The sequence below is a fragment of the Streptococcus mitis genome, assembly GCF_023109235.1.
GTDB classification, from domain to species: domain Bacteria; phylum Bacillota; class Bacilli; order Lactobacillales; family Streptococcaceae; genus Streptococcus; species Streptococcus mitis_DA.
Genome location: NZ_JALDUC010000008.1, coordinates 41,590 through 60,979 on the forward strand (window position 1 = coordinate 41,590; position 19,390 = coordinate 60,979).

20 protein-coding genes and 1 pseudogene are annotated in these 19,390 nt (G+C 41.9%); 19 read left to right on the forward strand and 2 right to left on the reverse strand.

Features of this window, described 5'->3' with window-relative positions; all coding sequences use genetic code 11:
• Positions 1 to 183: 183 nt before the first annotated feature.
• A pseudogene (locus M1F55_RS06120) lies at positions 184 to 258 on the reverse strand (AraC family transcriptional regulator); the annotation flags it as partial.
• On the opposite strand from M1F55_RS06120, the gene M1F55_RS06125 reads away from it, so the two are divergent.
• The 18 genes from M1F55_RS06125 to M1F55_RS06210 all read left to right on the forward strand — a co-directional run bounded on the left by M1F55_RS06125 (position 251) and on the right by M1F55_RS06210 (position 17,442).
• Entirely contained in the window at positions 251 to 1,159 is a 909-nt protein-coding gene (locus M1F55_RS06125; RefSeq protein WP_001025694.1) for a LysR family transcriptional regulator, read from the forward strand. The pseudogene M1F55_RS06120 and the gene M1F55_RS06125 sit on opposite strands and share 8 nt — an antisense overlap.
• Positions 1,156 to 1,617 (forward strand): signal peptidase II, encoded by a 462-nt coding sequence (lspA, locus tag M1F55_RS06130; RefSeq protein WP_000745686.1) that lies wholly within the window; start codon positions 1,156 to 1,158, stop codon positions 1,615 to 1,617. The genes M1F55_RS06125 and lspA overlap by 4 nt, the downstream gene beginning before the upstream one ends.
• The gene (locus M1F55_RS06135; RefSeq protein WP_000403207.1) at positions 1,607 to 2,494 is read left to right on the forward strand and encodes an RluA family pseudouridine synthase; all 888 of its coding nucleotides are present in this window, start codon (positions 1,607 to 1,609) and stop codon (positions 2,492 to 2,494) included. Before lspA ends, M1F55_RS06135 begins: the two co-directional genes overlap by 11 nt.
• Positions 2,495 to 2,496: 2 nt before the next feature.
• Positions 2,497 to 4,380: an MBL fold metallo-hydrolase gene (gene cbpE / locus M1F55_RS06140; protein ID WP_247947489.1), complete on the forward strand. Its 1,884-nt coding sequence runs from the start codon at positions 2,497 to 2,499 to the stop codon at positions 4,378 to 4,380.
• Between the two features lie 81 nt (positions 4,381 to 4,461).
• Positions 4,462 to 5,919 carry an IS1182 family transposase gene (locus tag M1F55_RS06145; RefSeq protein ID WP_247947490.1) on the forward strand — a complete coding sequence of 486 codons (1,458 nt, stop codon included), beginning with the start codon at positions 4,462 to 4,464 and terminating at the stop codon, positions 5,917 to 5,919.
• Positions 5,920 to 6,091: 172 nt separating this feature from the next.
• A complete protein-coding gene (gene proB / locus M1F55_RS06150; protein WP_247947491.1) occupies positions 6,092 to 7,201 on the forward strand; it encodes a glutamate 5-kinase in 1,110 nt (369 codons plus the stop codon).
• A 9-nt stretch (positions 7,202 to 7,210) separates the two neighbouring features.
• On the forward strand, positions 7,211 to 8,473 hold the full coding sequence (locus M1F55_RS06155; protein ID WP_247947492.1) for a glutamate-5-semialdehyde dehydrogenase: 1,263 nt from the start codon (positions 7,211 to 7,213) through the stop codon (positions 8,471 to 8,473).
• A 3-nt stretch (positions 8,474 to 8,476) separates the two neighbouring features.
• Positions 8,477 to 9,274, forward strand: a complete 798-nt coding sequence (gene proC / locus M1F55_RS06160) for a pyrroline-5-carboxylate reductase (RefSeq protein ID WP_247947493.1) — start codon at positions 8,477 to 8,479, stop codon at positions 9,272 to 9,274.
• Positions 9,275 to 9,502: 228 nt separating this feature from the next.
• Positions 9,503 to 10,141, forward strand: coding sequence for a dTMP kinase (tmk, locus tag M1F55_RS06165; protein ID WP_000033398.1), 639 nt, complete (start codon positions 9,503 to 9,505; stop codon positions 10,139 to 10,141).
• A complete protein-coding gene (locus tag M1F55_RS06170) occupies positions 10,138 to 11,028 on the forward strand; it encodes a DNA polymerase III subunit delta' (RefSeq protein ID WP_247947494.1) in 891 nt (296 codons plus the stop codon). The genes tmk and M1F55_RS06170 overlap by 4 nt, the downstream gene beginning before the upstream one ends.
• Positions 11,029 to 11,067: 39 nt before the next feature.
• Positions 11,068 to 11,385, forward strand: a complete 318-nt coding sequence (gene yabA / locus M1F55_RS06175; RefSeq protein ID WP_000358228.1) for a DNA replication initiation control protein YabA — start codon at positions 11,068 to 11,070, stop codon at positions 11,383 to 11,385.
• 2 nt (positions 11,386 to 11,387) lie between these two features.
• Complete coding sequence (gene rsmI, locus M1F55_RS06180) at positions 11,388 to 12,266, forward strand: 16S rRNA (cytidine(1402)-2'-O)-methyltransferase (protein WP_247947495.1); 879 nt, start codon at positions 11,388 to 11,390, stop codon at positions 12,264 to 12,266.
• 236 nt (positions 12,267 to 12,502) lie between these two features.
• Positions 12,503 to 13,837 (forward strand): methylenetetrahydrofolate--tRNA-(uracil(54)-C(5))-methyltransferase (FADH(2)-oxidizing) TrmFO, encoded by a 1,335-nt coding sequence (trmFO, locus tag M1F55_RS06185; RefSeq protein ID WP_138702970.1) that lies wholly within the window; start codon positions 12,503 to 12,505, stop codon positions 13,835 to 13,837.
• A gap of 83 nt (positions 13,838 to 13,920) precedes the next feature.
• A complete protein-coding gene (gene pyrH / locus M1F55_RS06190) occupies positions 13,921 to 14,646 on the forward strand; it encodes a UMP kinase (RefSeq protein ID WP_000002995.1) in 726 nt (241 codons plus the stop codon).
• Between the two features lie 20 nt (positions 14,647 to 14,666).
• Positions 14,667 to 15,224: a ribosome recycling factor gene (frr, locus tag M1F55_RS06195; RefSeq protein WP_001262225.1), complete on the forward strand. Its 558-nt coding sequence runs from the start codon at positions 14,667 to 14,669 to the stop codon at positions 15,222 to 15,224.
• A 59-nt stretch (positions 15,225 to 15,283) separates the two neighbouring features.
• Positions 15,284 to 16,138, forward strand: a complete 855-nt coding sequence (cvfB, locus tag M1F55_RS06200) for an RNA-binding virulence regulatory protein CvfB (protein WP_120164223.1) — start codon at positions 15,284 to 15,286, stop codon at positions 16,136 to 16,138.
• A gap of 8 nt (positions 16,139 to 16,146) precedes the next feature.
• Positions 16,147 to 16,362, forward strand: coding sequence for a YozE family protein (locus M1F55_RS06205; RefSeq protein WP_001232083.1), 216 nt, complete (start codon positions 16,147 to 16,149; stop codon positions 16,360 to 16,362).
• Positions 16,363 to 16,446: 84 nt separating this feature from the next.
• Positions 16,447 to 17,442 carry a PhoH family protein gene (locus M1F55_RS06210; protein WP_000658173.1) on the forward strand — a complete coding sequence of 332 codons (996 nt, stop codon included), beginning with the start codon at positions 16,447 to 16,449 and terminating at the stop codon, positions 17,440 to 17,442.
• Between the two features lie 56 nt (positions 17,443 to 17,498).
• Here M1F55_RS06210 and ald read toward each other — a convergent pair whose 3' ends face one another.
• Positions 17,499 to 18,611 (reverse strand): alanine dehydrogenase, encoded by a 1,113-nt coding sequence (ald, locus tag M1F55_RS06215; RefSeq protein ID WP_247947496.1) that lies wholly within the window; start codon positions 18,609 to 18,611, stop codon positions 17,499 to 17,501.
• 171 nt (positions 18,612 to 18,782) lie between these two features.
• Here ald and M1F55_RS06220 point away from each other — a divergent pair, with 171 nt between their 5' ends.
• On the forward strand, positions 18,783 to 19,352 hold the full coding sequence (locus M1F55_RS06220) for a GNAT family N-acetyltransferase (RefSeq protein ID WP_000443732.1): 570 nt from the start codon (positions 18,783 to 18,785) through the stop codon (positions 19,350 to 19,352).
• The last annotated feature ends 38 nt before the right edge of the window (positions 19,353 to 19,390 follow it).

A 19,390-nucleotide genomic window follows, 5' to 3' on the forward strand; every position in this document is an offset into this window, starting at 1 on the left:
GTTTTGGTACCCATTTTGGTACCCATATTATGGAAATTGAATTTGTATCATCTTTTAAACGGTAAATCAACAAGATTTGCTGTTTTTATTTGCTTGAAATCAGATAAGGACTGAAAAAAGACATTATTCTAATTCTTGTCTTGGAATGTTAGAGTCTTTATTGAGACTTGAAAATTTCCAAACTTTTTTCCTTTTTGGAAAACTTCTAAAATATGGTATAATGAAAAGATAAAGAAGTTGGGGGTAGAAGATGAACATTCAACAATTACGCTATGTTGTGGCTATTGCGAATAGCGGTACTTTTCGTGAAGCTGCTGAAAAGATGTATGTTAGTCAGCCGAGTCTGTCTATTTCTGTTCGTGATTTGGAAAAAGAGTTGGGCTTTAAGATTTTCCGTCGGACCAGCTCAGGGACTTTCTTGACTCGTCGTGGTATGGAATTCTATGAAAAAGCTCAAGAATTGGTTAAAGGATTTGATATTTTTCAAAATCAGTATGCCAATCCTGAGGAAGAAAAAGATGAATTTTCCATTGCTAGCCAGCACTATGACTTCTTGCCACCAACTATTACGGCTTTTTCAGAGCGTTATCCTGACTATAAGAACTTCCGTATTTTTGAATCAACTACTGTTCAAATCTTAGATGAAGTAGCTCAAGGGCATAGTGAGATTGGGATTATCTACCTCAACAATCAAAACAAAAAGGGCATTATGCAACGGGTTGAAAAGCTAGGCTTAGAGGTCATTGAATTAATTCCCTTTCATACCCACATTTATCTCCGCGAGGGGCACCCTTTAGCTCAGAAAGAGGAATTGGTCATGGAGGATTTAGCAGATTTACCAACGGTTCGTTTTACTCAAGAGAAAGACGAGTACCTTTATTATTCAGAGAACTTTGTCGATACCAGTGCGAGCTCGCAGATGTTCAATGTGACAGACCGTGCTACTTTGAATGGTATTTTGGAGCGGACGGACGCTTATGCAACAGGTTCCGGATTTTTAGATAGTGACAGTGTCAATGGGATTACAGTCATTCGTCTCAAGGATAACCTAGATAATCGCATGGTCTATGTTAAACGTGAAGAAGTGGAGCTGAGTCAAGCTGGGACTCTCTTTGTAGAAGTCATGCAAGAATATTTTAATCAGAAGAGGAAATCATGAAAAAAAGAGGAATAGTGGCAGTCATTGTACTACTTTTGATTGGGCTTGATCAGTTGGTAAAATCCTATATCGTCCAGCAGATTCCACTGGGTGAAGTACGCTCTTGGATTCCCAATTTCGTTAGTTTGACCTACCTGCAAAATCGAGGTGCAGCCTTTTCTATCTTACAAGATCAGCAGTTGTTATTCGCTGTCATTACCCTGGTTGTCGTGGTAGGTGCCATTTGGTATCTACATAAACACATGGAGGACTCATTCTGGATGGTCTTGGGTTTGACCTTGATTATCGCAGGTGGTCTTGGAAACTTTATTGACAGGGTAAGTCAGGGCTTTGTTGTGGATATGTTTCACTTGGACTTTATCAATTTTGCAATTTTCAATGTGGCAGATAGCTATCTGACTGTTGGAGTGATTATTTTATTGATTGCAATGCTAAAAGAGGAAATAAATGGAAATTAAAATTGAAACTGGTGGCCTGCGTTTAGATAAGGCTTTGTCGGATTTGACAGAATTATCACGTAGTCTCGCGAATGAACAAATCAAATCAGGACAGGTCTTGGTTAATGGTCAAGTCAAGAAAGCTAAATACACAGTTCAAGAGGGTGATATCGTCACTTACCATGTACCAGAGCCGGAGGTCTTAGAGTATGTGGCTGAGAATCTTCCGCTAGATATCATCTACCAAGATGAGGATGTGGCCGTCGTTAACAAACCTCAGGGGATGGTGGTGCATCCGAGTGCTGGTCATACTAGTGGAACTCTAGTAAATGCCCTTATGTATCATATTAAGGACTTGTCGGGTATCAATGGGGTTCTACGCCCAGGAATTGTTCATCGTATTGATAAGGATACGTCTGGCCTTCTCATGATTGCTAAAAACGATGAGGCGCATCTAGCACTTGCCCAAGAACTCAAGGATAAAAAGTCTCTCCGAAAATATTGGGCTATTGTTCATGGAAATCTGCCTAATGATCGTGGTGTGATTGAAGCTCCGATTGGCCGTAGTGAAAAAGACCGTAAGAAACAGGCTGTGACTGCTAAAGGGAAGCCTGCAGTGACCCGTTTCCACGTCTTGGAACGTTTTGGTGATTACAGCTTGGTAGAGTTGCAGCTAGAGACAGGACGCACTCATCAAATCCGTGTTCACATGGCTTATATTGGCCATCCAGTCGCTGGTGATGAGGTCTATGGTCCTCGCAAGACTTTGAAAGGACATGGACAATTTCTCCATGCCAAGACTCTAGGCTTTACCCATCCGAGAACAGGTGAGACCATGGAATTTACAGCAGATATCCCAGAGATTTTTAAGGAAACATTGGAGAGATTGAGAAAGTAAGAATGAAAAAGAAATTAACTAGTTTAGCACTTGCAGGTGCTTTTTTATGCTTGTCATTTCATGGGAATGTTCAAGCTCAAGAAAGTTCAGGAAATAAAATCCACTTTATAAATGTTCAGGAAGGTGGCAGTGATGCGATCATTCTTGAAAGTAATGGACATTTTGCCATGGTGGATACAGGAGAAGATTATGATTTCCCAGATGGAAGTGATTCTCGTTACCCATGGAGAGAAGGAATTGAAACATCTTATAAGCATGTTCTGACAGATCGTGTTTCGCGACATTTAAAGGAATTGGGTGTCCAAAAACTTGATTTTATTTTGGTAACCCATACCCATAGTGACCATATTGGAAACGTTGATGAGTTACTGCAAACCTATCCAGTTGGTCGTATCTACATGAAAAAATACTCTGATAGTCGGATTACAACACCAACTCATCTATGGGATAATCTGTATGGCTATGATAAGGTTTTACAGACTTCTGCAGAAAAAGGTGTTTCAGTTATTCAAAACATTACACAAGGAGATGCTCATTTTCAGTTTGGGGACATGGATATTCAACTCTATAACTATGAAAATGAAACTGATTCATCAGGTGAATTAAAGAAAATTTGGGATGACAATTCTAATTCTTTGATTAGTGTAGTGAAAGTCAATGGTAAGAAAATTTACCTCGGAGGAGATTTGGATAATGCTCATGGAGCAGAAGACAAGTATGGTCCTCTCATTGGAAAAGTTGATTTGATGAAGTTTAATCATCACTATGATACCAATAAATCAAACACCAAGGATTTCATTAAAAATTTGAGTCCGAGTTTGATTGTTCAAACTTCGGATAGTTTACCTTGGAAAAATGGTGTTGATAGTGAGTATGTCAATTGGCTCAAAGAACGAGGAATTGAGAGAATTAACGCAGCCAGCAAAGACTATGATGCGACAGTTTTTGATATTCGACAAGATGGTTTTGTCAATATTTCAACTTCTTACAAGCAGATTCCAAGTTTTCAAGCTGGTTGGCATAAGAGTGCTTATGGAAACTGGTGGTATCAAGCGCCTGACTCTACAGGAGAATATGCAGTTGGTTGGAATGAAATCAAGGGTGAATGGTATTACTTCAACCAAACGGGTATCTTGTTACAGAATCAATGGAAAAAATGGAACAATCGTTGGTTCTATTTGACAGACTCTGGTGCATCTGCTAAAAATTGGAAGAAAATCAATGGAAGCTGGTATTATTTCAACAAAGAAAATCAGATGGAGACTGGTTGGCTTAATACTGGCGGTCAGACCTATTATCTATCAAATGATGGGGATATGATAACAGGATGGCGTAAGATTGATGGACAATGGTACTATTTTGCTCAATCAGGGGAAATGAAAACGGGCTGGGTAAAAGATAAAGAAACCTGGTACTATATGGATTCTACTGGTACCATGAAGACAGGCGAGATAGAAGTTTCTGGTCATCATTACTATCTAGAAGATTCAGGAGCTATGAAGCAAGGATGGCTTAAAAAGGCAAATGATTGGTACTTCTACAAGGCAGACGGTTCACGAGCTGTTGGTTGGATCAAGGACAAGGATAATTGGTACTTCTTGAAAGAAAATGGTCAATTACTTGTGAATGGTAAGACACCAGAAGGCTATACTGTTGATTTAAGTGGTGCCTGGTTAGTGGATGTTCCAGTCGAAAAATCTGCTACAATTAAAACTACAAGTCATTCAGAAATAAAAGAATCTAATGAAGTAGTGAAAAAAGATCTTGAAAATAAAGAAACGAGTCAACACGAAAGTATTACAAGTTCTTCAACTAGTCAAGATTTGACTTCATCAACTTCACAAAGCTCTGAAACAAATGCAAACAAATCGGAATCAGAACAGTAGTAGAAAAGAAGGTTTTAGGAGCCCACTGAAAAAGTCATCAACTTGATGGCTTTTTTGTTATACTAGAGATGAGGTGAAATAATGCTTGATAATCAGTTAACTATGGATATCAGTCCTTATTCTAGTTTGTATAATATCGTTGTTCCTAAAACCCACTTTTTACGTCAGCTAACTGAACTCTGTGATTTTAGCTTTATTTATGATGAACTAGAAAAGAATTATCATCCCGATTTTGGGCGTAAAGCTTATTCTCCGATTATGATGTTCAAATATCTCTTGTTGAAAGATATTTATAAGTTATCAGATGTCGATGTGGTGGAACGTTCCTTGTCAGATATGGCCTTTAAATTTTTTCTTGGTCTAGCTCCGGAGGATTCTGTTATCGAACCATCCTCTCTGACAAAATTTAGAAAGCTAAGAATTAAAGATAACAATCTGCTTGATGTATTGATTCAGAAGTCTGTTCAAATTGCACTCGAACACAACTTGATTAAGAGTAAGATTCTCATTGTGGATGCCACTCACACCAAAGCTCATTATAATCATAAGAAACCCCAAGAAATTCTTAGGGAGCGTTCAAAAGCTTTACGTAAAACGATTTATCAACATTCAGAAGATATCAAAATAGAATTTCCAAAGAAACCTCAGGAAGATAACCTTGAAGCAGAGTTGACCTATACAGAGGAGTTAATGGCTGTGGTTGAAAAACACGAGGAACTCTTAACCCTACCAGCTGTTTCTCAAAAGTTCAATTACCTAAAAGAAGCTGTTGAGGACGACTTAGAACACTTGGAAGCATCTGTTAAGGAGGAGGCTAGGCTTGGACATAAGACAGCAGACACCTCTTTCTATGGATATAAAAGTCATATCGCTATGACGGATGAACGGATTATTACTGCTTGTGTGGTCACTTCTGGAGAACAAAGTGATGGGAAATATTTACCTGAGTTATATGCCAAAACAAAGGAAAATAGTCGGGATATCAAGACTATTATTGGTGATGCGGCTTATTCAGGAAAGGACAACATTCAACTAGCTCGCAAAGAAAAGATGCATTTGGTATCCAAACTGAACCCTTCTGTTTCAAAAGGTTACCGTAAAGAAGAGGATGCCTTTGAATTTAATAAAGACGCAGGGCTATTTGTCTGTCCAGAAGGACACATGGCTGTTCGCAAAGCAAGGACAGGGAAAAAATATCAAAATAAGAATCAAGTTGTCACTCATTACTTTGATATTGAGAAGTGCAAGAATTGCCTTTCCAAGGAAGGGTGTTATCAGGAGGGGGCAAAGTCTAAAACTTATTCAATAACCATTAAGAGTAACGACCATCTTTTCCAGAAGAAATTTCAAGAAACACCTTATTTTAAAGAAATGGCCAGACATCGCTATAAAATCGAAGCGAAGAATGCCGAACTAAAACAGAGACATGGCTTTGATGTCGCAAGGGCATCAGGTCTTTTCAACATGGAGTTACAGGCAGTCACAAGCATCTTCGTGGTCAATATGAAACGAATTATGACTTTAATAAACACAAAATAACCGAGGAATTCGCTCAAATTGATGAGAGATTCCTCGGTTTTCATTTTATTAAAAGTAAGAGGCTTACTTTTTCAGTGGTCTCGGTTTTAGGGCCTTCTTTTTCCTATCAACTCTTTTCTATTTCCTGCCATTCATGTTATAATGGATAAATATGAAGAATCGGAGTGAGACTATGAAATTCAAACGGATTGTCTTTAAGGTGGGGACTTCTTCTCTGACGAATGAGGATGGAAGTTTATCACGTAGTAAGGTAAAGGCTATTACCCAGCAGTTGGCTATGTTGCACGAGGCTGGTCATGAATTGATTTTGGTGTCGTCAGGTGCCATTGCTGCTGGTTTTGGAGCTTTAGGATTTAAAAAGCGTCCGACTAAGATTGCTGATAAACAGGCTTCAGCAGCGGTAGGACAAGGACTTTTGTTAGAAGAATACACGACCAATCTTCTTTTGCGCCAAATTGTTTCTGCCCAAATTTTGTTGACCCAGGATGACTTTGTGGATAAGCGCCGTTATAAGAATGCCCATCAGGCTTTGTCAGTTCTACTTAGCCGTGGCGCGATTCCTATCATCAATGAGAATGACAGTGTCGTTATTGATGAGCTCAAGGTTGGGGACAATGATACTTTAAGTGCTCAGGTAGCAGCCATGGTCCAAGCAGACCTTTTGGTCCTCTTGACAGATGTGGACGGTCTCTATACTGGAAATCCTAATTCAGATCCAAGAGCCAAACGCTTGGAGCGAATCGAGACCATCAATCGTGAGATTATTGATATGGCTGGTGGTGCTGGTTCTTCAAATGGAACTGGGGGCATGCTGACAAAAATCAAAGCTGCCACAATTGCGACGGAGTCGGGTGTGCCAGTCTATATCTGCTCATCCTTGAAGTCAGATGCTATGATTGAAGCAGCGGAGAGGACAAAGGATGGTTCCTACTTTGTTGCCCAAGAAAAGGGACTTCGTACCCAGAAACAATGGCTGGCTTTTTATGCTCAGAGCCAAGGTTCTATTTGGGTTGATAAAGGGGCTGCAGAAGCTCTCTCTCAACATGGCAAGAGTCTCCTCTTATCTGGTATCGTTGAAGCAGAAGGAGCCTTTTCTTACGGTGATATCGTGACAGTATTTGACAAGGAAAGTGGAAAATCACTTGGAAAAGGACGCGTGCAATTTGGAGCATCTGCTTTGGAGGATATGTTGCGTTCTCAAAAAGCCAAGGGTGTCTTGATTCACCGTGATGACTGGATTTCCATTACTCCTGAAATCCAACTACTCTTTACAGAATTTTAGAGGTAAACTATGGTAAGTACACAAGAACAATTTGAACAGGTACAGGCTGTTAAAAAATCGATCAACACAGCTAGTGAAGAGGTGAAAAACCAAGCCTTACTAGCCATGGCTGATTACTTATTAGCAGCTACTGAGGAAATTTTAGCGGCAAATGCCCTTGATATGGAATCTGCTAAGGGTAAAATCTCAGATGTGATGCTGGATCGTCTTTATTTGGATGCAAGTCGTATAGAAGCGATGGCAACTGGGATTCGTGAAGTGGTTGCTTTACCAGATCCAATCGGTGAAGTTTTAGAAACCAATCAGCTTGAAAATGGTTTGGTTATCACAAAGAAACGTGTAGCTATGGGTGTTATCGGTATTATCTATGAAAGTCGTCCAAATGTGACGTCTGACGCGGCTGCTCTGGCTATCAAGAGTGGGAATGCGGTTGTTCTTCGTAGTGGGAAGGATGCCTATCAAACAGCGCATGCCATTGTCACAGCCTTAAAGAAGGGCTTGGAGACAACGACTATTCACCCAGATGTGATTCAACTAGTGGAAGATATTAGCCGTGAAAGTAGCTACGCCATGATGAAGGCAAAGGGCTATCTAGACCTTCTTATTCCTCGTGGAGGAGCTGGCTTGATTAATGCGGTGGTCGAAAATGCGATTGTACCTGTTATCGAGACAGGAACTGGTATTGTCCATGTTTATGTGGATAAGGATGCAGATGAAGACAAGGCTCTGTCTATCATCAACAATGCTAAAACCAGTCGTCCTTCTGTCTGCAATGCCATGGAGGTTTTGCTGGTTCATGAAGACAAGGCTCCAAGCTTCCTTCCTCGCTTGGAGCAAGTACTGGTTGCGAATCGAAAAGAAGCTGGTCTGGAACCAATTCAATTCCGCTTGGATGAGAAAGCAAGTCAGTTTGTTTCAGGTCACGCAGCTAAAGCACAAGACTTTGACACCGAGTTTTTAGACTATGTATTAGCTGTTAAGGTTGTGAGCAGTTTAGAAGAAGCGGTTGCCCATATTGAAACCCACAGTACCCATCATTCGGATGCTATTGTGACGGAAAGTGCTGAAGCTGCATCTTACTTTACAGATCAAGTGGACTCTGCAGCGGTTTATGTCAATGCCTCAACTCGTTTCACAGATGGAGGCCAATTTGGACTGGGTTGTGAAATGGGGATTTCTACTCAGAAACTGCACGCGCGTGGTCCAATGGGCTTGAAGGAGTTGACCAGCTACAAGTATGTGGTTACTGGTGACGGACAGATAAGGGAGTAAGAGATGAAGATTGGATTTATCGGTTTGGGGAATATGGGTGCTAGCTTGGCCAAGGCTGTTTTGCAGGCTAAGACGGGTGATGACCTTCTCCTTGCCAATCGTAGTCAAGCCAAGGTGGATGCTTTCATTGCTGACTTTGGCGGTCAGGCTTCCAGCAATGAAGAAATATTCGCAGAAGCAGATGTGATTTTTCTAGGAGTGAAGCCTGCTCAGTTCTCAGACTTGCTTTCTCAATATCAGACTATCCTTGAAAAACGAGCAAGTCTTCTTTTGATTTCGATGGCAGCTGGATTGACCTTGGAAAAACTAGCAAGTCTTCTTCCAAGTCAGCACCGAATTATTCGTATGATGCCAAATACCCCTGCTTCTATTGGTCAAGGAGTGATTAGTTATGCCTTGTCTCCTAATTGCAGGGCTGAGGACAGCGAGCTATTTTGTCAGCTTTTAACTAAGGCTGGTCTCTTGGTTGAACTAGGAGAAGGCTTAATAGATGCAGCGACAGGTCTTGCAGGCTGTGGACCAGCCTTTGTCTATCTCTTTATTGAGGCCTTGGCAGATGCAGGTGTTCAGACAGGATTACCACGAGAAACAGCATTGAAAATGGCGGCTCAAACTGTGGTAGGAGCTGGGCAATTGGTCCTTGAAAGTCAGCAACATCCTGGAGTATTGAAAGACCAAGTTTGTAGCCCAGGCGGTTCGACTATCGCTGGCGTAGCAAGTCTAGAAGCGCATGCTTTTCGAGGAACAGTCATGGATGCAGTTCATCAAGCCTACAAACGAACACAAGAATTAGGTAAATAAGAGGTGGATTTGTCTGCCTCTTTTATGGTGGTTGATACTCTTCGAAAAGCTCTTCAAACTGTGTCAGCTTTCATCTGCAACCTCAAAACAGTGTTTTGAGCAACCTGCGGCTAGCTTCCTAGTTTGCTCTTTGATTTTCATTGAGTATGAAATGAGAAGACAAAAAAGATTGTCACAAACCCCTATTTTTTGATAGAATAGAAGTAGTAAAAAAGAAATGAGTTAGACATGTCAAAAGGATTTTTAGTCTCTCTTGAGGGACCAGAGGGAGCAGGAAAGACCAGTGTTTTAGAGACTCTGCTACCAATTTTAGAGGAAAAAGGAGTAGAGGTGCTGACGACCCGTGAACCTGGCGGAGTCTTGATTGGGGAGAAGATTCGGGAAGTGATTTTGGACCCAAGTCATACTCAGATGGATGCGAAGACAGAGTTACTTCTTTATATTGCCAGTCGCAGACAGCATTTGGTGGAAAAAGTTCTTCCAGCCCTTGAAGCTGGTAAGTTGGTCATTATGGACCGTTTCATCGATAGTTCTGTTGCCTATCAGGGATTTGGTCGTGGCTTGAATATTGACGCCATTGACTGGCTCAATCAGTTTGCGACAGATGGCCTCAAACCCGATTTGACACTCTATTTTGACATCGAGGTGGAAGAGGGACTGGCTCGCATTGCTGCTAATAGCAATCGTGAGGTCAATCGTTTGGACTTGGAAGGATTGGACTTGCATAAAAAAGTCCGTCAAGGTTACCTTTCTCTTCTGGACAAAGAAGGAAGTCGTATTGTCAAGATTGATGCTAGTTTTCCTTTGGAGCAAGTTGTGGAAACTACCAAGGCTGTCTTGTTTGATAGAATGGGATTAGCTAAATGAAACAAGATCAACTAAAGGCCTGGCAACCAGATCAGTTTAACCGCTTTGTCCGTATCCTAGAACAAGACCAGCTCAATCATGCCTACCTCTTTTCAGGTTTCTTTGAAAGTTTGGAAATGGCGCAATTTTTAGCTAAGAGCCTCTTTTGTACAGATAAAGTAGGTGTTTTACCATGTGAGAAATGCCGAAATTGTAAGCTGATTGAACAGGGAGAATTTCCCGATGTCACCTTAATTAAGCCAGTCAATCAGGTCATCAAGACAGAACGCATTCGAGAATTGGTGGGACAGTTTTCCCAAGCAGGGATTGAAAGTCAGCAACAGGTCTTTATTATCGAGCAAGCTGAGAAAATGCATCCTAATGCAGCCAATTCTCTGCTCAAGGTTATCGAAGAACCCCAGAGTGAGGTTTATATTTTCTTCTTGACCAGCGATGAGGAGAAGATTTTACCGACCATCCGAAGTCGGACGCAAATTTTTCACTTTAAAAAACAAGCAGAAAAACTCGTCCATCAATTAGAACAAGCAGGTCTGGTCAAGAAAAAAGCAACTCTTTTAGCCCAGTTTAGTCAATCGCGAGCTGAAGCAGAAAAGTTGGCAAATCAGGTAAGTTTTTGGACCTTGGTCGATGAAAGTGAACGCCTGATGGCTTGGTTAGTAGCTAAGAGAAAAGAAAGTTATTTGCAAGTTGCTAAACTAGCTGGCTTAGCAGATGACAAGGAAAAACAAGATCAGGTTTTACGGATTCTTGAAGTTCTATGTGGACAAGATATCCTAAAAGCAAGAGTAAGAGTGATTTTACAAGATTTGCTAGAAGCCAGAAAAATGTGGCAAGCTAATGTCAGCTTTCAAAATGCCATGGAATATCTGGTCTTGAAAGAAATGTAAACTCAAAAATGAACGATAAAGAAAGGAAAGGGCTGTTTTATGGACAAAAAAGAATTATTTGACGCGCTGGACGATTTTTCCCAACAGTTACTAGTAACCTTGGCCGATGTGGAAGCCATCAAGAAAAATCTCAAGAGCCTGGTAGAAGAAAATACAGCTCTTCGTTTGGAAAATAGTAAGTTGCGAGAACGCTTGGGTGAGGTGGAAGCAGATGCTCCTGTCAAGGCCAAGCATGTTCGTGAAAGTGTCCGTCGCATTTACCGTGATGGATTTCACGTTTGTAATGATTTTTATGGACAACGTCGGGAGCAGGACGAGGAATGTATGTTCTGTGACGAGTTGTTATACAGGGAGTAGGCATGCAGATTCAAAAAAGTTTTAAGGGGCAGTCTCCCTATGGCAAGCTGTATCTAGTGGCAACGCCGATTGGCAATCTAGACGATATGACCTTTCGAGCTATCCAGACCTTGAAAGAAGTGGACTGGATTGCTGCTGAGGACACGCGCAATACAGGGCTTCTGCTCAAGCATTTTGACATTTCTACTAAGCAGATTAGTTTTCATGAGCACAATGCCAAGGAAAAAATTCCTGATTTGATTGGTTTCTTGAAAGCAGGGCAAAGTATTGCTCAGGTCTCCGACGCGGGTTTGCCTAGTATCTCAGACCCTGGGCATGATTTGGTTAAGGCAGCTATTGAGGAAGAAATTTCGGTTGTGACTGTTCCAGGTGCCTCTGCAGGAATTTCTGCCTTGATTGCCAGTGGTTTAGCGCCACAGCCACATATCTTTTACGGCTTTTTACCGAGAAAATCAGGACAGCAAAAGCAATTTTTTGACTCGAAAAAAGACTATCCTGAAACACAAATTTTCTATGAATCGCCCCATCGTGTAGCAGATACGTTGGAAAATATGCTAGAAGTCTACGGTGACCGCTCGGTGGTCTTGGTCAGGGAATTGACAAAAATTTACGAAGAATACCAAAGAGGTACAATTTCTGAATTGCTTGAAAGTATCTCTGAAACTCCACTCAAGGGTGAATGTCTTCTCATTGTTGAAGGTGCTAGCCAAGATGTGGAGGAAAAGGACGAGGAGGACTTGTTCTTAGAAATCCAAGCTCGTATTCAGCAAGGCATGAAGAAAAATCAAGCCATCAAGGAAGTTGCTAAGATTTACCAGTGGAATAAAAGCCAACTCTACGCTACTTACCACGATTGGGAAGAAAATCAAGAAAATGACTAAACAGGGAAGTTTGCCTTCTTCCCTTTTTTTGCTATACTAGTAGAAGAAAAAATTAGAAAGATTTGTGGGAGTGAAAAAGTCCGGGGGACTTTTTCAGCCTGAGCCAAGAAATTCGAGAGCGAGGAAAGTCCGGGGGACTTTTTCAGCCTGAGCCAAGAAACTCGAAAGCGAAGTAAATCCGATTGGCTTTTTCAATGTGAAACTTGTCTTCACACTCCCAAAGAGGTATTAGTGTCGTGTCTCAATCTTATATCAATGTTATCGGTGCTGGTTTGGCAGGTTCTGAAGCTGCCTACCAAATTGCAGAACGTGGTATTCCAGTTAAACTTTATGAAATGCGTGGTGTCAAGTCAACACCTCAGCACAAAACAGACAATTTTGCTGAGTTAGTTTGTTCTAATTCTCTTCGTGGGGATGCTTTGACAAATGCTGTTGGGCTTCTCAAGGAAGAAATGCGTCGCTTGGGTTCTGTTATCTTGGAATCTGCTGAGGCTACACGTGTTCCTGCAGGTGGTGCCCTTGCAGTGGACCGTGATGGTTTCTCTCAAATGGTGACCGAAAAAGTTGCCAACCACCCCTTGATTGAAGTGGTTCGTGATGAAATTACAGAATTGCCAACAGATGTTATTACAGTTGTTGCTACTGGTCCTTTGACCAGCGATGCTCTGGCTGAAAAGATTCATGCTCTTAATGACGGCGATGGTTTCTATTTCTACGATGCGGCAGCCCCTATTATCGACGTCAACACTATCGATATGAGCAAGGTCTATCTCAAGTCTCGTTATGATAAGGGAGAAGCCGCTTATCTCAACGCTCCCATGACCAAGCAAGAGTTTATGGATTTCCATGAAGCCTTGGTTAATGCGGAAGAAGCACCACTCAATTCTTTCGAAAAAGAAAAGTACTTTGAAGGTTGTATGCCAATCGAAGTCATGGCTAAACGAGGCATTAAAACTATGCTTTATGGTCCTATGAAACCAGTTGGTTTGGAGTACCCAGACGATTACACAGGACCTCGTGACGGAGAATTCAAAACACCTTATGCGGTAGTTCAGCTGCGTCAGGACAATGCGGCTGGTAGTCTCTACAATATCGTTGGTTTCCAGACTCACCTCAAATGGGGAGAACAAAAGCGTGTCTTCCAAATGATTCCAGGTCTTGAAAATGCTGAGTTTGTTCGTTATGGTGTTATGCACCGCAATTCTTACATGGATTCACCAAATCTTCTTGAGCAAACCTATCGTTCTAAGAAACAGTCAAACCTCTTCTTTGCTGGTCAGATGACGGGTGTGGAAGGTTATGTTGAGTCAGCGGCTTCAGGTTTGGTTGCGGGGATTAACGCAGCTCGTCTTTTCAAGGGAGAAAGCGAGGCTATTTTCCCAGAAACAACAGCGATTGGAAGCTTAGCTCATTATATCACCCATGCCGACAGCAAACATTTCCAACCTATGAATGTCAATTTTGGGATTATCAAGGAGTTGGAAGGAGAACGTATCCGTGATAAGAAGGCTCGTTATGAAAAAATTGCAGAGCGTGCCCTTGCCGACTTAGAGGAATTTTTGACTGTCTAATTTTTTTGAAAGAATTGCTCATGATACTATAAAAATCTTAGAAATTGTGATAAAATAGGTAGGATAAAAGAAGGAGAGTGAAAATGGCGAATCCCAAGTATAAACGTATTTTAATCAAGTTATCAGGTGAAGCCCTTGCCGGTGAACGTGGCGTAGGGATTGATATCCAAACAGTTCAAACAATCGCAAAAGAGATTCAAGAAGTTCATAGCTTAGGTATCGAAATTGCCCTTGTTATTGGTGGAGGAAATCTCTGGCGTGGAGAACCTGCTGCAGAAGCAGGAATGGACCGCGTTCAGGCAGATTACACAGGAATGCTTGGGACTGTTATGAATGCTCTTGTGATGGCAGATTCATTGCAACAAGTTGGTGTTGATACGCGTGTGCAAACTGCCATTGCTATGCAACAAGTGGCAGAGCCTTATGTCCGTGGGCGTGCCCTTCGTCACCTTGAAAAAGGCCGTATCGTTATCTTTGGTGCCGGAATTGGTTCACCTTACTTCTCAACCGATACAACAGCGGCTCTTCGTGCAGCTGAAATCGAAGCGGATGCCATTCTTATGGCTAAAAATGGCGTTGATGGTGTTTACAATGCCGATCCTAAGAAAGACAAGACAGCCGTTAAGTTTGAAGAATTGACACACCGTGATGTTATCAACAAAGGCCTTCGTATCATGGACTCAACTGCTTCAACCCTCTCAATGGATAATGACATTGACTTGGTTGTCTTCAATATGAACCAACCAGGCAACATCAAACGTGTCGTATTTGGTGAAAATATCGGAACAACAGTTTCAAATAATATCTAAGAAAAGGAATAAGAAAGATTATGGCTAACGCAATTATTGAAAAAGCTAAAGAGAGAATGACCCAGTCTCACCAATCACTTGCTCGTGAATTTGGTGGTATCCGTGCCGGTCGTGCCAATGCAAGCTTGCTTGACCGTGTACATGTAGAATACTACGGAGTAGAAACTCCTCTTAACCAAATCGCTTCAATTACGATTCCAGAAGCGCGTGTTTTGTTGGTAACACCATTTGACAAGTCTTCATTGAAAGACATCGAACGTGCCTTGAACGCTTCTGATCTTGGTATCACACCAGCTAACGATGGTTCTGTGATTCGTTTGGTTATCCCAGCTCTTACAGAAGAAACTCGTCGTGATCTTGCTAAAGAAGTGAAGAAGGTCGGTGAAAATGCTAAAGTGGCTGTCCGCAATATCCGTCGTGATGCTATGGACGAAGCTAAGAAACAAGAAAAAGCAAAAGAAATCACTGAAGACGAATTGAAGACTCTTGAAAAAGACATTCAAAAAGTAACAGACGATGCTGTCAAACACATCGACGACATGACTGCCAACAAAGAGAAAGAACTTTTGGAAGTCTAAAAATAAACAGAAAAACTCAGTTGGCATTGCTGGCTGAGTTTTATTCGAAAGAAGGAAATATGAATACAAATCTTGCAAGTTTTATCGTTGGACTTATCATCGATGAAAATGATCGTTTCTACTTTGTGCAAAAGGATGGTCAGACCTATGCACTTTCCAAGGAAGAAGGTCAACATACGGTAGGTGATACGGTCAAAGGTTTTGCTTACACGGATATGAAGCAAAAACTCCGCTTGACCACTCTAGAAGTGACTGCTACTCAGGACCAATTTGGTTGGGGGACTGTAACAGAAGTTCGTAAAGATTTGGGTGTTTTTGTAGATACAGGTCTTCCTGACAAGGAAATCGTGGTGTCACTCGATATTCTCCCTGAGCTCAAGGAACTCTGGCCTAAGAAGGGTGACCAACTCTACATCCGTCTTGAAGTGGACAAGAAAGACCGTATCTGGGGACTCTTGGCCTATCAAGAAGACTTCCAACGTCTGGCTCGTCCTGCCTACAACAACATGCAGAACCAAAACTGGCCAGCTATTGTATACCGTCTCAAGCTGTCAGGAACTTTTGTTTACCTGCCAGAAAATAACATGCTTGGCTTTATCCATCCTAGCGAGCGCTATGTAGAGCCACGTTTGGGTCAAGTTTTAGATGCGCGTGTTATTGGTTTCCGTGAAGTGGACCGTACCTTGAACCTTTCCCTCAAACCACGTTCTTTTGAAATGTTGGAAAATGATGCTCAGATGATTTTGACTTACTTGGAAAGCAATGGCGGTTTTATGACCTTGAATGATAAGTCATCCCCTGAGGATATCAAGGCAACCTTTGGTATTTCTAAAGGTCAGTTCAAGAAAGCACTCGGTGGTTTGATGAAGGCTGGCAAAATCAAGCAAGACCAGTTTGGGACAGAGTTGATCTAGGGTGACTTATGAGAAAATCATTTTACACTTGGCTCATGACTGAGCGCAATCCTAAAAGTAATAGTCCCAAAGCTATCTTGGCAGACCTCGCTTTTGAAGAATCAGCATTTCCGAAACACACAGATGATTTTGATGAGGTGAGTCGCTTTTTGGAGGAGCATGCCAGTTTCTCTTTTAACCTAGGAGACTTTGACGCTATCTGGCAAGAATACATAGAGCACTAGCATGATTCACTGGGTTTGGGCTAGTAATTTCTCCACCCCTTTGCTATAATAAAAAGAAATAAAAGGATTAGAGAGGTTCTTTATTTGAAGGAACATTCAATAGACATTCAACTGAGTCATCCAGATGACCTGTTTCATCTTTTTGGTTCCAATGAACGCCATCTTCGTTTGATGGAAGAAGAGCTTGATGTGGTGATTCATGCTCGTACGGAGATTGTCCAGGTTTTGGGAGAAGAGGCTGCTTGTGAGGAAGCCCGTCAGGTTATTCAAGCTCTCATGGTCTTGGTGAACCGTGGGATGACCGTTGGTACGCCAGATGTGGTGACTGCAATTAGCATGGTCAAAAACGATGAAATCGACAAGTTTGTCGCCCTTTACGAAGAAGAAATCATCAAGGATAATACAGGGAAACCTATCCGTGTCAAAACACTGGGTCAAAAACTTTATGTGGACAGTGTTAAACAGCATGATGTGACCTTTGGAATTGGGCCAGCAGGAACAGGGAAGACCTTTCTTGCAGTGACCTTGGCAGTGACTGCTCTTAAACGTGGGCAGGTCAAGCGGATTATCTTGACTCGTCCAGCAGTGGAAGCAGGAGAGAGTCTAGGTTTTCTTCCGGGTGATCTTAAGGAGAAGGTAGATCCTTACCTTCGACCTGTTTATGATGCCTTGTATCAGATTCTGGGAAAAGACCAAACGACTCGTCTCATGGAGCGTGAAATTATCGAGATTGCGCCCCTTGCCTACATGCGTGGACGGACCTTGGATGATGCCTTTGTCATTCTCGATGAGGCACAAAATACGACCATCATGCAGATGAAGATGTTCTTGACGCGTTTAGGCTTTAATTCTAAGATGATTGTCAATGGAGATATCAGTCAGATTGACCTTCCGCGTAACGTCAAGTCCGGTTTGATTGATGCCCAAGAAAAGCTCAAGAACATTCACCAGATTGACTTTGTTCATTTTTCAGCCAAGGATGTGGTTCGCCATCCAGTTGTCGCTCAGATTATCCGAGCTTATGAACCAGCTCCAGTTAAAAATGAAGAGCGTGAAGAAGTCCAAGAAGAAACAGAATAACAAAAAAGAGCAGTTCAGGTGGACTTGCTCTTTCTTTTATCTGATAATTATATTTTTTAGACTAGTTCATCAATTGGAGTATGTTTTTTATCGAGACCTTGGGCTACTGGAAGACTGGTTAAGTAACCTTGATAAGTGGTCACACCTTGACGCAAGCCCTTATCTTCAGAGATTGCTTGTATAAAACCTTTACCAGCCAAAGCTTCGATATAAGGAAGAGTGACATTGGTTAGGGCGATGGTTGAAGTACGGGTAACTGCACCAGGGATGTTGGCAACGGCATAGTGGAGAACGCCGTATTTTTCATAGACAGGTTCATCGTGCGTTGTGACACGGTCAGCTGTCTCGATAATGCCCCCTTGGTCAACGGCGACGTCCACAATGACAGAGCCTGGACGCATTTGCTTGACCATCTCATCTGTCACCAATTTTGGTGCTTTGGCACCTGGGATGAGAACCGCTCCGATCACCACATCCGCATCTCTCACACTGGCTTCGATGTTGAGCGAATTGGACATAAGGGTTTGAATTTGATGACCAAAGACCTCCTCTAAAACGGAGAGACGTTTAGCACTGATATCAAGGATGGTCACTTGCGCTCCCAATCCTAAAGCGATGCGGGCAGCATGGGTCCCTACGACACCACCACCGATGATGGTTACTTTTCCTTTAGGTACACCCGGTACACCACCCAGTAGGACGCCAGAACCTCCTGCTTGTTTGGTTAGGAAGTGAGCTCCGATTTGGACTGCCATACGGCCTGCAACCTCACTCATAGGAACGAGGAGTGGTAACTGGCCTTGGGAATCATGGACAGTTTCATAGGCAATCCCTGTTGTTTTTGCTGCTAGCATAGCATCTGCTAATTCAGGAGCAGCGGCCATGTGCAAGTAGGTGAAGAGAAGCAGGTCGTCACGCAAGTACTCATATTCAGAAGGTAATGGTTCTTTTACTTTCACGACTAACTTTGCAGCCCAAGCTTCACCAGCACTAGCGACAATTTCAGCTCCTTGCTTTTGATAGTCAGCATCAGTAAAGCCTGAACCGAGACCAGCATTTGTTTCGATAAGGACGCGATGACCACGACCGACTAAGCTGAGGACACCAGCAGGTGTGAGGGCAACACGGTTTTCATTATTCTTAATTTCTTTTGGAATTCCGATTAACATAGAGAAAAACTCCCTTTCTATTGACGGGTTGTAAATGATTTATCACATTATCTATAAAAATAAGGTGATGATTTTATTCTATATGAAACCGCTTTAAAAAGCAAGGAAAACTTGTTGTAACTTCTTTTTTATGCTAGACTGATAGAAAATACTTTTGAATGGTAGAAACGTATGGAATCAATCTTTTTAAAACTAGCTCAGTATCCAATAGTCGAGACTGAGCGTTTATTGCTTAGACCTGTAACCTTGGATGATGCAGAAGAAATGTTTGACTATGCCTCGGATAAGGATAATACACGTTACACTTTTCTAACCAATCAAAATTTAGAAGAAACCAAAAATAATATTGCTCAGTTCTACTTGGCTAATCCCTTGGGACGTTGGGGAATAGAACTAAAAAGCAATGGCAAATTTATCGGAACAATTGATTTGCACAAGATTGATCCTGCTCTTAAGAAGGCGGCTATTGGCTACATTATCAATAAAAAGTATTGGAATCAAGGATTAACGACAGAAGCCAATCGTGCCGTGATTGAGCTGGCTTTTGAGAAGATTGGAATGAACAAGTTGACCGCCCTTCACGATAAGGATAATCCCGCATCTGGCAAGGTCATGGAGAAATCAGGCATGCGCTTTTCCCATGAAGAACCATATGCTTGTATGGACCAGCATGAAGAAGGCCGAATCGTTACAAGAGTTCATTATGTCTTGACCAAGGAAGACTATTTTACATATAAATAAGCAGTTGAGAAGAAATTTTCAACTGTTTTTTCTTCCTC

Bases quoted from the DNA above. Each gene is read 5' to 3' on its own strand.
- M1F55_RS06125 (WP_001025694.1), top strand. From the start codon at position 251: ATGAACATTCAACAATTACGCTATGTTGTGGCTATTGCGAATAGCGGT.
- lspA (WP_000745686.1), top strand. From the start codon at position 1,156: ATGAAAAAAAGAGGAATAGTGGCAGTCATTGTACTACTTTTGATTGGG.
- M1F55_RS06135 (WP_000403207.1), top strand. From the start codon at position 1,607: ATGGAAATTAAAATTGAAACTGGTGGCCTGCGTTTAGATAAGGCTTTG.
- cbpE (WP_247947489.1), top strand. From the start codon at position 2,497: ATGAAAAAGAAATTAACTAGTTTAGCACTTGCAGGTGCTTTTTTATGC.
- M1F55_RS06145 (WP_247947490.1), top strand. From the start codon at position 4,462: ATGCTTGATAATCAGTTAACTATGGATATCAGTCCTTATTCTAGTTTG.
- proB (WP_247947491.1), top strand. From the start codon at position 6,092: ATGAAATTCAAACGGATTGTCTTTAAGGTGGGGACTTCTTCTCTGACG.
- M1F55_RS06155 (WP_247947492.1), top strand. From the start codon at position 7,211: ATGGTAAGTACACAAGAACAATTTGAACAGGTACAGGCTGTTAAAAAA.
- proC (WP_247947493.1), top strand. From the start codon at position 8,477: ATGAAGATTGGATTTATCGGTTTGGGGAATATGGGTGCTAGCTTGGCC.
- tmk (WP_000033398.1), top strand. From the start codon at position 9,503: ATGTCAAAAGGATTTTTAGTCTCTCTTGAGGGACCAGAGGGAGCAGGA.
- M1F55_RS06170 (WP_247947494.1), top strand. From the start codon at position 10,138: ATGAAACAAGATCAACTAAAGGCCTGGCAACCAGATCAGTTTAACCGC.
- yabA (WP_000358228.1), top strand. From the start codon at position 11,068: ATGGACAAAAAAGAATTATTTGACGCGCTGGACGATTTTTCCCAACAG.
- rsmI (WP_247947495.1), top strand. From the start codon at position 11,388: ATGCAGATTCAAAAAAGTTTTAAGGGGCAGTCTCCCTATGGCAAGCTG.
- pyrH (WP_000002995.1), top strand. From the start codon at position 13,921: ATGGCGAATCCCAAGTATAAACGTATTTTAATCAAGTTATCAGGTGAA.
- frr (WP_001262225.1), top strand. From the start codon at position 14,667: ATGGCTAACGCAATTATTGAAAAAGCTAAAGAGAGAATGACCCAGTCT.
- cvfB (WP_120164223.1), top strand. From the start codon at position 15,284: ATGAATACAAATCTTGCAAGTTTTATCGTTGGACTTATCATCGATGAA.
- M1F55_RS06205 (WP_001232083.1), top strand. From the start codon at position 16,147: ATGAGAAAATCATTTTACACTTGGCTCATGACTGAGCGCAATCCTAAA.
- ald (WP_247947496.1), bottom strand. From the start codon at position 18,611: ATGTTAATCGGAATTCCAAAAGAAATTAAGAATAATGAAAACCGTGTT.
- M1F55_RS06220 (WP_000443732.1), top strand. From the start codon at position 18,783: ATGGAATCAATCTTTTTAAAACTAGCTCAGTATCCAATAGTCGAGACT.